This window comes from Enterobacter sp. Res13-Sevr-PEC09-46, assembly GCF_015672585.1.
GTDB lineage: Bacteria > Pseudomonadota > Gammaproteobacteria > Enterobacterales > Enterobacteriaceae > Enterobacter > Enterobacter hormaechei_C.
Window position 1 is genome coordinate 640,579 of sequence record NZ_JADABR010000020.1, and the last position, 10,296, is coordinate 650,874.

The 10,296-nt window shown below is 52.4% G+C and carries 10 protein-coding genes; 2 read left to right on the forward strand and 8 right to left on the reverse strand.

Annotated elements, in window-relative coordinates:
- Positions 1–81 precede the first annotated feature (81 nt).
- Both flhC and flhD read right to left on the reverse strand, forming a co-directional pair.
- Positions 82–660 (reverse strand): flagellar transcriptional regulator FlhC, encoded by a 579-nt coding sequence (flhC, locus tag IMQ56_RS16705; RefSeq protein ID WP_003859695.1) that lies wholly within the window; start codon positions 658–660, stop codon positions 82–84.
- A gap of 2 nt (positions 661–662) precedes the next feature.
- A complete protein-coding gene (gene flhD / locus IMQ56_RS16710; RefSeq protein ID WP_003859693.1) occupies positions 663–1,013 on the reverse strand; it encodes a flagellar transcriptional regulator FlhD in 351 nt (116 codons plus the stop codon).
- A gap of 796 nt (positions 1,014–1,809) precedes the next feature.
- Here flhD and uspC point away from each other — a divergent pair.
- Positions 1,810–2,238 carry a universal stress protein UspC gene (gene uspC / locus IMQ56_RS16715; RefSeq protein ID WP_017384418.1) on the forward strand — a complete coding sequence of 143 codons (429 nt, stop codon included), beginning with the start codon at positions 1,810–1,812 and terminating at the stop codon, positions 2,236–2,238.
- Between the two features lie 15 nt (positions 2,239–2,253).
- On the opposite strand, the gene otsA is transcribed toward uspC, so the two are convergent.
- The 6 genes from otsA to IMQ56_RS16745 form a co-directional block, all read right to left on the reverse strand.
- Positions 2,254–3,678, reverse strand: a complete 1,425-nt coding sequence (otsA, locus tag IMQ56_RS16720; protein ID WP_015570257.1) for an alpha,alpha-trehalose-phosphate synthase — start codon at positions 3,676–3,678, stop codon at positions 2,254–2,256.
- On the reverse strand, positions 3,653–4,456 hold the full coding sequence (gene otsB, locus IMQ56_RS16725) for a trehalose-phosphatase (protein WP_196064096.1): 804 nt from the start codon (positions 4,454–4,456) through the stop codon (positions 3,653–3,655). The genes otsA and otsB overlap by 26 nt, the downstream gene beginning before the upstream one ends.
- A gap of 153 nt (positions 4,457–4,609) precedes the next feature.
- On the reverse strand, positions 4,610–5,590 hold the full coding sequence (araH, locus tag IMQ56_RS16730) for an arabinose ABC transporter permease AraH (protein ID WP_003859689.1): 981 nt from the start codon (positions 5,588–5,590) through the stop codon (positions 4,610–4,612).
- Positions 5,591–5,604: 14 nt separating this feature from the next.
- Positions 5,605–7,119 (reverse strand): L-arabinose ABC transporter ATP-binding protein AraG, encoded by a 1,515-nt coding sequence (gene araG, locus IMQ56_RS16735; RefSeq protein ID WP_003859688.1) that lies wholly within the window; start codon positions 7,117–7,119, stop codon positions 5,605–5,607.
- Between the two features lie 71 nt (positions 7,120–7,190).
- Positions 7,191–8,180 (reverse strand): arabinose ABC transporter substrate-binding protein AraF, encoded by a 990-nt coding sequence (gene araF / locus IMQ56_RS16740; protein ID WP_017384422.1) that lies wholly within the window; start codon positions 8,178–8,180, stop codon positions 7,191–7,193.
- 317 nt (positions 8,181–8,497) lie between these two features.
- The gene (locus IMQ56_RS16745) at positions 8,498–9,055 is read right to left on the reverse strand and encodes a DJ-1 family glyoxalase III (protein ID WP_047728096.1); all 558 of its coding nucleotides are present in this window, start codon (positions 9,053–9,055) and stop codon (positions 8,498–8,500) included.
- A gap of 501 nt (positions 9,056–9,556) precedes the next feature.
- Here IMQ56_RS16745 and IMQ56_RS16750 point away from each other — a divergent pair.
- Positions 9,557–10,060 carry a non-heme ferritin-like protein gene (locus IMQ56_RS16750; RefSeq protein WP_063863063.1) on the forward strand — a complete coding sequence of 168 codons (504 nt, stop codon included), beginning with the start codon at positions 9,557–9,559 and terminating at the stop codon, positions 10,058–10,060.
- The last annotated feature ends 236 nt before the right edge of the window (positions 10,061–10,296 follow it).

Consider the following 10,296-nt stretch of genomic DNA (forward strand, 5'->3'; position numbering starts at 1 on the left):
CGAGCGCATGACCTGAACGCAGGGTAAAAAAAAGCAGCGGTAATCGCTTACCGCTGCTGGAATCTTGCCCACAGGTTCGGGTTAAACAGCGTGTTCGATCTGTTCATCCAGCAGTTGTGGAATAATATCGGCAGCATCCCGGGAAAGTTTACGTCTTTTTACGGCTCGGGATGGAGGCTGGCACAAACTACAGGCGAAGCTGCCCGCAGGCTGGTGCGCGTGGGTAATGAAATTGCCGTCACAGCAGTTGCAGCGGGACAATTCAAGCATTCCGCTTTCAACAAAACGCACCAGCGTCCAGGCGCGGGTCAGCGCCAGCAGGGGTCCCTCTTCCTGCTGCGGGCATTGCTCAAGGTAAAGTTTGTAGGCTTTGATCACGGCATCAACGCCGCTGCATAAGCCCGTTTTAAGCAGGTACTGCCAGGCGTTACAGAACATGGAAGCATGAATGTTCTGCTCCCAGGTCATGAACCAGTCAGTCGAAAACGGCAGCATGCCTTTTGGCGGCGGGCTACCACGCAATTCTTTGTACAGCTTGATCAGACGACCACGGCTCAGCTGCGTCTCGCTTTCCAGCATTTGTAAACGCGCACCGAGCGTGATGAGTTCCATCGCCAGCTGGATATCACGGGCTTCCTGAACAATGCTTTTTTCGCTCATTGTTAAGCCCTTTTCTTCCGGGCTACGTCATCAGGCTGGCTGATTTCGTTGAGCAGGCGGGTGGAGAGAAGAATACCAGTGTGGATCTGTTGCAGATCGTCCACGCGGGATTCCTGAGTCAGACGCGTAATGGTCTGCGGGTTATCAAAACGGAACTGGCAGACAAGTTGATTGGTTTCAGCCAGCTTGACCATTTGCGGGAGGGTTAATCCACCCAGCATGGTTGCCATCTCTTCGTTAACACCCAGACGAAACATCGCTGACGGTTTGTCCTGACTAATCAAACGCTGCGCGAGCAATAAATATGACAAATTGATGTCATAAATATGTTTTAGCAACTCGGATGTATGCATTTTTCCCATCCCGAATAACCAACTATTATTTTTATGCGGAAAGACCGCACCCCGTGATGTCGCCGGGAAATCACCCGGTATAAAAAGAAAAGGCCAAATGCATAGTTGAATTTAGGTTTGTACGTCGTAAAGCGCGTGACCGGTTAACATGGCCAAAATGTCGGTTACACATTTTATCTTTTCTTACAAATAACTAAGATTTTTCCTAATTCGACGCAAACTCTACTCGTCAGTTTTGACACATACAATGCAGCCCCCCCTGGAATTTAAAAAAAATGTGATCTCCGTCACATAATTTACGCGAATGTAACCCATAAATCCATCAGCGTGACTTGTAATTTGACTATTTATTGAGCAACTGAAGTTTGTTTATATTCTTATGGAACGAATACTCATGCAGAGGGATGAGGGGATCGGGTATGAAAATTGCTACGTCGAAGAAGCACTGCCCTTTCGCGTCACAACGGGCGCGAATGCCAGAGAAGAGGCGGAGTTAATTAAGTAAAAACAGAAGCTTAAGTTTTCCTTTCGAGAAAAAAGTTTCCATGGGTAACCATCACGCTTGCGTTGACGATCGGTTAACGCGATTTAACAGCACGGAAGGCTAAATGTGTGATTTACGTTAAGTTGTTAATTACTTTCATTTAGCGTCCCCATTTCGTTATTCTTCTTATAAGAATAATTAATGAATAATTATGATAAGCTTCACACTATTGTCGCATGTGCCTCTTGCAGAAGCGGCAGATTCGCGGTAAAGCTTGAGAAACGTGTCATTCTGACATAAAAGGAGTGTGTGATGAGTTACTCCCATCTTCTTGTTTCTGTTGCGGTTTCCCCCGAAAGTCATCAACTCGTCGCCCGTGCCGTTTCCATTGCCCGCCCGAATAATGCCCGCATTAGTCTGATTACCCTGGCTGCTGAACCCGAAATGTATAATCAACTGGCAGCGCCAATGCTGGAAGATATTCGTGAGGTTCTTCAGGAGGAAACGCAGCAATTTCTGCGCGAGCTGGTTGAGCGGGCAAAATATCCTGTCCACCAGACGGTGATTGCCACCGGCGAGTTAAGTGGACATATTCTCGACATTTGTCAGAAACAGAATGTTGACCTGGTCATTTGCGGAAATCATAACCAGAGCTTTTTTTCCCGGGCGGCATGCTCGGCAAAATCCATCGTTTCGTCAAGCCAGGTGGATGTCCTGCTGGTGCCTCTCGGGGGCAATTAATGCCCCCGGAGAAAATCAGGCGAGTTTAGGGAAGGTCGCGATCTTTTTTTGCAGATCACCTTCCTGAGTTTGCGGCTGGATCGCGCGCAAATCGTCAATAAAACGCGCCTGCCAGCGGTTGATATCATTCTTAACGATGGTCTCCATCATTTCTGAATGACGTGAAATACGTTCCGCAAGCGGCATGGTTAACGCGCGGTTCAGGGCATTTGCCACGTCATCGCGATCGTAAGGGTTCACAATCAGCGCCGAGGTTAACTCGTTTGCCGCACCGGCAAATTGGGACAGCACCAGCACGCCCGGGTCAGCAGGATCTTGTGCTGCTACATACTCTTTTGCCACCAGATTCATCCCGTCGCGCAGCGGGGTGACCAGCCCGACGTCCGCATAGCGGAACACTTTCATCAGGATTTTGCGCTCAAAGTGCTGATTCAGATAGAAAAGTGGAGTCCAGCCGAGCTGACCATAGCGCCCGTTGATGCGCCCTGCTTCGGTCTCCAGCTGGTGACGAATATCCTGGTAAGCCTGAACCTCACCGCGCGAGGTCGGCGCTATCTGGGTATAGCGGATCTTGCCGTGATGCTGCGGGAATTTATCCAGCAGGGTTTCATAAGCGAGGAATCGCTCCGGCAACCCTTTGGAATAATCCAGTCGTTCAACCGAAAAGATATTCTTAACGTGCTTGAGTTCGTCCTTGAGCTGGGCAAGCTTCGGCGGCAGCGGACCAGAGGCCTGCTCGGCGATTTCGTCTGGCTCAATACCAATCGGGTAGACTTCGGTATGGAAATTTCGTCCCCACGCGGTGTGAGATTTGCCGCCGTGAGTGACCAGCCGGGTTTTACCCGACACGCTGTCGAGGAACGCCAGCCTGTCATTTTCCGTCTGGAAACCGAGCAGGTCGTAATCAGACAATGCTTCAAGAATTTCATCATGCTGCGGTAGCGCCGTAAAGATCTCCGGGGTCGGGAACGGAATATGCAGGAAGAAGCCGATCCGGTTCTTCACACCCCGTTTACGCAGCTCCCTGGCGAAGGGCAGCAGATGGTAATCGTGGATCCATAAAATATCGTCTTCTTCGATTAACGGCAGCAGTTTATCTGCCAGCAGCGCGTTAACGCGCATGTAGCCTTCATAGGATTCACGCTGGAATTTCACCAGATCCAGACGATAGTGAAACGCTGGCCACAGCACGGCGTTTGAGAACTCGGAATAATATTCATCGTAGTCCTTCTCGCTAAGGGCGAAGGAGGCCCACGTGATATTGCCCCGTGACACCTTTTTTAGCGGTTTCTCATCATTACTGATTTCCCCGCTCCAGCCAAACCAGAGACCACCCGCGGCTTTGAGGGCACCTAATACCCCGACCGCCAGGCCACCGGCACTGGCTTTTTTATCATCCGGCGGTGCGATGCGATTAGAGACGACGACTAAGCGACCCATAATGATTTCTCCCGTTGTTTTGCGCTATTTGTTGTTGTTGCTGGTTAGCGACGTCAGATATCCACTGCCAGACGCTGGCGACATTTTCCAGCCGCCATCCGGCAATGGTTTCACCAGATCCAACCTTAACAGACATGCCCTGGGCCTGGTTTACCACCCTGAACCCGGCCTCGTCGGTCAGGTCATCCCCAAAAAAGACTGGCGTACGCCCTTTGAACGGCGCTTCCGCCATAAACGCTGCAATGGCAGCGCCTTTATTAATTCCTGCCGGTTTAATCTCGACCACACATTTACCCGGCTGTAACGCCAGCTCCGGATGGGCTTCCGCCACGCTTCTTGCCACCGCAAATATCGCCGCCTCATGATGGGGCGCCTGACGGTAGTGCAGAGCAAAGGCCATGCCTTTGGCTTCCAGTTCCGTGCCGGGAAGCATTTCCAGAGCCGAAGAGAGTTGCGTATGCAGCGCCTGAATCAGCGTGTCGGGGAGTGAAACTATATGCAGTTGATCATGGATATCGCGGCGCTCCGCTCCGTGCACACCGGCCAGCGGAAAGTGATAAGGACTGGCGAGCACGCCCAGCTCGGCCATTGAGCGCCCTGAAATCAATGCCAGTGCCCCCTCGTTCTGTCGGGAGAGCTGCTGCAAATTCTCTAACACCGTGTCCGGTACAACGACGTCTTCCGGATGCGGTTCAATCCCGGCGAGCGTCCCGTCGAGGTCAAAAAAGAAAGCAAATTTTCCGGGCAGTACAGGCGGTGCGGTTAACAAGTCAGCCACCCTAATCCTCCTTACAGTGAACAAAACAGCCATGTAAGTATAGACAGTGTGACGGTGCTCGCCATTTGGCAACCGGCCCGTCAGCAAAACTGGCGGGCCGGTCAGGGGGTCAACTATGGTTAATAGTTGAGCATATTGATGGCTAAAAATAAATCAGACGGTACGCTTCGCTTTTTGCTTGTAACGGTCGAAGATCACCGCCGCCAGCAGGATCAGGCCGCGTACGACGTACTGAGAGAACGGAGAAATATTAAGCAGGTTCATGGCGTTCTCCACGGTCCCCAGAATCAGGATCCCCGCCACCACATATGAGATTTTTCCGATGCCGCCCTTGAGGGAAACGCCCCCTAAAACGCAGGCTGAGATGACGATTAGCTCATAACCAATGGAGGTCATTGGCTGGCCGCTGGTCATACGCGACGCCAGAATAATCCCCGCCGCCGCCGATACCAGCCCGGAAAGCACGAAGATAATGATCTTGGTCCGTACGACCGGAACACCCGCCAGACGCGCCGCCTCTTCATTGCCGCCAATCGCCAGCGTGTTACGGCCAAACGTGGTGCGGTTAAGCAGGAAACCGAACAGGATCAAACAGCCTACCGTCAGCCAGATTGGCGCAGGCAGACCCAGCCAGTTGGCATAGCCCAGCGTGAAGAAACGCTCGTCTTCAATCCCCACGGCTTTCCCGTCGGAGATGATATAGGCCAGACCACGCACGATTTGCATGGTCGCCAGCGTCGTAATCAGGGCGTTAATCTTCAGGCGCGCAATGACAAACCCGTTCACCAGGCCGCTCAGCACGCCGAGCAGCAGCCCGGCCAGCACGCCGATCCACAGGCTTTCGGTCATGTTGATCACCACGGCAGTGGTGACGCCAGCACAGGCAATCACCGAGGCAACCGACAGGTCAAAATCGCCGGAGGCCAGGCAGAATAGCATTCCGCAGGCCACCATGCCGGACATGGAGATAGCCAGCCCCAGCCCCTTCATATTGATGAACGTGGCGAAATTCGGCACAAAAATCGCGCAGGCGACGAACAGGGCAGCAAAGACCACCAGCATGCCGTACTGGTCCCAGATGCGGCCAAAACTGAAAGCCGACTTCGGCGCTCCGGATGTAGTAACAGAGGACATCATTGACTCCTTACTCAGGCGACAGCCTGGCTAACTTTAGGCATGGCGAGACTCAACGCCTGTTGTTCATTCGCCTGTTCATGCAGCAATTCACCGGCAATTTCACCTTCACGCATCACAACAATGCGGTCGGCGACGCCCAGCACCTCAGGCAGATCGCTGGAGGCGAACAGGACCGCCACACCGCGTTTTGCCAGTTCATAGATGACGTTATAGATTTCGTGTTTCGCCCCCACGTCGATACCGCGCGTTGGCTCATCCAGCAAAATGACCTTCATATCTTCCGACAGCCAGCGCCCCAGAATGGCTTTTTGCTGATTGCCGCCGGACAGGTTCATGATCAGCTGTTCAGCCCCGGGGGTTTTGATGTTCAGCGAACGGATATGGTGATCCGCGTTGCTCGCCTCCCAGCCGTCGTTAATCAGACATCCCGCACGGATGAACTTGCGCCGGGCAGAGATGTTGATGTTGTCGCGCACCGAGTGCACCGGAATAATGCCCTCGGCCTTTCGATCCTCCGGGCAGAGCATAATCCCCGCGTTAATCGCCTGCGCAGGCTTCTGAATATCGACCTTTTTCCCGTCGACGAAAACCTGGCCCTGGGTTATTCGGGTGCCGCCAAACAGCCCTTTCATCAGCTCGCTGCGCCCTGCCCCCACAAGGCCAAACAGCCCGACGATTTCGCCGCTGCGCACCGAGAGTGAAATGGGCGTGCGCACGCCCGGGGCTTTGACGTTATCCAGACGCAGACGCTCAGGGCCATACTCGCGCGGTTTCCAGTGGTAAATATCCCCCAGATCGCGTCCGACCATCGCCTGCACCAGTTGGTCATGGTTGACCTGCTGCATATCGGTGAAGGTGCGCACGTAGCGGCCATCTTTAAACACGGTGATGGCATCGCTTAAGGCAAAAATCTCTTCCATTCGGTGAGAAACGTACAGAATGATGCGGCCCTCTTTGCGCAGCTCGCGGATCACGCGAAAGAGATTTTCTATTTCACGCGCCGAGAGCGAACTGGTTGGCTCGTCAAAAGCGATAATTTTGGCGTTACGTGCCAGCGCTTTGGCAATTTCCACCATCTGCCACTGGCCGATGGAGAGATACTTAAGGGGCGTTTGCGGATCGACATCCAGCCCAAGGTGCTTGAGCTGCAAGCCCGCTTCATAGTTGAGCAGCGAGCGGTTGACCACGCCGCTTTTATGCGGAAGCTGGCCCAGATAGATGTTCTCCGCCACGGTCATTTCAGGAATGAGATGCAGCTCCTGATAGATGATAGCGACGCCCGCATTTAACGCTGCCGTGGTGTCGGCAAAGGCCACCTCTTCGCCGCGAATAGCCAGCGTGCCGGTGGTGGGCGTGTAGTTGCCGCTGAGAATTTTTAGCAGCGTGGATTTTCCCGCGCCGTTCTCCCCCATCAGGGCGTGAACCTGGCCGGCATAGCAGTCGAAGCTGATATCGGTCAGCGCGTTTACACCGGGGAACGTTTTACCGATGCCGCGGAAAGAGAGATACGGATCAGACTGTTGCATAACGACTCCGTGATTCCTGTAGTGTGTACGTCTGGCCCCTCACGGTGAGTGAGGGGCGCAATCACAGCGTATTACTTACCGCCCAGTCCTTTTTTCGCCAGCTCCTCTTTGAAGTTATCGCGGGTGATCAGCACCACATCGGTCACTTCAGTGAATTTCGGCGGTTCAACCCCTTTGGTCACCCAGTTGTAGAGCATTTCGCTGGATTTATAGCCGTGGACATCCGGGCTTGGCAGCAGAGAGCCGTAGAAGCCGGTCGCCTGCGCTTTTGACAGTTCGCTCACGGCGTCAACGCCGTTGATGCCGATCCCGATTACGTCCGGCGCTTTAAAGCCCTGGCCTTCCGTTGCACGCACGCCGCCCAGCACGGTGTTGTCGTTCATCCCCACCACCAGCCAGTGCTTCACTTCCGGATGCTGGACGAGCATGGAGTTCGCCGCATCAAAGGCGCCCGGAATATCGTTGGATTTGGTCGGGACTTTGTAGATCTGTTTTTCCGGGAAGCCAGCCGCTTTCAGGGCGTCCATGGACCCGGTGGTACGACGACGGGCGGTGTCCAGCTCGTCAGCGGTAATGGCCATCACGGCGGTCTCTTTGACATCCCAGCCGCGTTTTTGCATCTCTTTGTAGAGCTCCTGGCCCTGACGCTCACCGATTTTAGTGGCCGCCATCATTACCAGCGGAACGGTATCCATCGGTTTACCTTTGGCGTTCACGAACTGATCGTCCACCGCAATCACTTTCATGTCGTAACCGCGCGCTTTCGCGGCAATCGCTGACCCCAGTTTTGGATCCGGCGTACAGATAACGAAACCTTTCGCGCCGCTGGCCGCCAGGCTATCAATGGCGTTCAGCGTTTTCTCACCGTCAGGTACGGCGATTTTAATTACCTCAAATCCCAAATCTTTTCCGGCTTTATCAGCAAATTTCCATTCGGTCTGGAACCACGGCTCTTCCGGCTGTTTAACCAGAAAACCGAGCTTTAAATTTTCAGCGATAGCGGATTGTGACATAACGGCAGCCAGGCCGATGGCCGCCAGCGCTTTAGTAAATTTGTGCATGGTAAACTCCAGCTTTAGCATTCTTATCTGTAGGGAATAATGGCGAACAACTTATTTAATCGGACTTAAAACAAGGCATTAGCGCTTACCTCGTCATAAGCGTTATTGCTGGAGATAGTTTTAGCGGGAAATTAATCATCCATAAGAGAGCGACATCACACCGCAGAATTACAGTAATTGCGTACATAAATTCAGCGAAAAATGACATAAAAAAGGACGTAATTGTCCTACAAATGGAAAGGAGTTAAGCAGGATTATCCATAAGGTCAGCTAAGAAATCCCTGTAACCCGGACGCCTTAGCGCCCGGCAGAAAAAATTACCAGCGGTAATAGATGTGTTCAGCATGATCGCGCACGGGGGCGTCGTCACCCAACAGACGAGCAGAGAGCGCCAGCGCAAAGTCAAAAGCGTGCCCCAGCCCCTTGCCGCTGATGAGGTTATTATCCACCACGACCGGCGCATCCACATATACTCCCTCATCAACGCTCTGCCAGAGATCGCCGGAACAGACGTAGCGACGCCCCTTCAGTAGCCCGTTACCGCCCAGCACCCGCGCGGCCGCAGAGCAGATCGGGCAGATGAGTTTGCCCTGCTCGTCATGGGCGGAAACAAAGCGGAGCACCTCCTGGCTAGCCGCAAGATTGACGCTCCCCTGCGGCCCACCGGGCAACACGACTGCGTCATACAGCGTATTAATGCGCTCCGTTAACGTACTGTCAGCCACCATGGGGATATTGTGGTAACTCACTACCGCACGGGACTCCGCACAGGCCAGCGTCTCCACCTCAATCTGTAAACGCCGCAGAATATCAATCGTGATAATCGCTTCTGCTTCTTCAAAACCGGGTGCCAGCAGCACCGCAACGTTAGCCATCATAAACCTCAACGAATGAAACGATGTAAAACAGTGTTTCATTTTCACTCTTTATCAGATCACAATCTTGCGACGCGATCACAGAACCGTATATTGAGTGAAAATTGATTTAGCTCAAATTTGATACGACAGGATATATTTGCAGATATTATTTCTGATTTAACACTTTTACAGAATTTCCCGCCAAAGAACGTTTCCTGAAACGATAAAAATGAGCGATATTAATTTCACACCCATTAAAATCAACATGTTATATTAAATCCAATCTCTTAACCCTCTTTCTATTTTGGGCTATATTTAAATTTGTAATGTATGGTAAACACAGCCCAATTAAGAGTTTTCTTAAGTCAAAGAGAAGCGTATGCTTATTTTAATCGAACACAGGAAGTGAATTTTCGAGTTTTTTACCTTGCAGAAATCTATTTCTGCCATTCAATTCAATACCTGCCGGGTCAGGTTAAGTAGCGGACATCAAGTCCCACAGTCAATAAGGATATGAGAATGACTACCCAAACGATGATGCAAAAACTGAATGCCCAGATGAACCTGGAGTTTTATGCTTCAAATCTGCATCTGCATTTGAGCGCGTGGTGTTCCAGAAAAAGCCTCAACGGCACTGCCACCTTCTTTCGTACTCAGGCGCAAAGTAACGTCACGCACATGATGCGCGTCTTTAACTTTTTGAAAGCTGTCGGGGCAAACCCTACCGTCAAAGAGCTTGAAACGATTGAAGATAATTACACTTCTCTGGAAGAACTGTTTCAGAAAACGCTCGAAGAGTATGAGCAACGCTGTGCGAAGCTGAGCAAACTGGCTGATGAAGCCAAAGCGCAACGGGACATCATTACCCTCAAGTTTTTACGTGATATGGACAGAGAGCAGCAGCAGGATGGCATGATGCTGAAGACGCTCGCAGATGAAATCCGCAACGCGAAACGCGCGGGGATTTGTCTGGAGCAGACGGACCGCCATCTTCTCGACATTGCTACCGTGCAACACCACTAAGTCCCTTCACCCGCTCCCGTCAGGGCTGAGAGTTCCCCACAAAATAATGCCTGCACAGACGGCCCCCTCTCCCTTGAGGGAGAGGGCTGGGGTGAGGGGGAACATACGGCTCTGGTGGTCATTCCGTTCACTTTATGTTCCTTGCTACTCTGTCACGGCATAACCGGTGAACGTGCCAGGGTGGCTCAGTCGCCACCACCCTGGCGACCCGGGCTTCCGGCGGAAAATCGCCGCTT

Excerpts from the sequence above, each read along its gene's own strand:
- flhC (WP_003859695.1), bottom strand. The coding sequence starts at position 660 with ATGAGCGAAAAAAGCATTGTTCAGGAAGCCCGTGATATCCAGCTGGCG.
- flhD (WP_003859693.1), bottom strand. The coding sequence starts at position 1,013 with ATGCATACATCCGAGTTGCTAAAACATATTTATGACATCAATTTGTCA.
- uspC (WP_017384418.1), top strand. The coding sequence starts at position 1,810 with ATGAGTTACTCCCATCTTCTTGTTTCTGTTGCGGTTTCCCCCGAAAGT.
- otsA (WP_015570257.1), bottom strand. The coding sequence starts at position 3,678 with ATGGGTCGCTTAGTCGTCGTCTCTAATCGCATCGCACCGCCGGATGAT.
- araH (WP_003859689.1), bottom strand. The coding sequence starts at position 5,590 with ATGTCCTCTGTTACTACATCCGGAGCGCCGAAGTCGGCTTTCAGTTTT.
- araG (WP_003859688.1), bottom strand. The coding sequence starts at position 7,119 with ATGCAACAGTCTGATCCGTATCTCTCTTTCCGCGGCATCGGTAAAACG.
- araF (WP_017384422.1), bottom strand. The coding sequence starts at position 8,180 with ATGCACAAATTTACTAAAGCGCTGGCGGCCATCGGCCTGGCTGCCGTT.
- IMQ56_RS16745 (WP_047728096.1), bottom strand. The coding sequence starts at position 9,055 with ATGGCTAACGTTGCGGTGCTGCTGGCACCCGGTTTTGAAGAAGCAGAA.
- IMQ56_RS16750 (WP_063863063.1), top strand. The coding sequence starts at position 9,557 with ATGACTACCCAAACGATGATGCAAAAACTGAATGCCCAGATGAACCTG.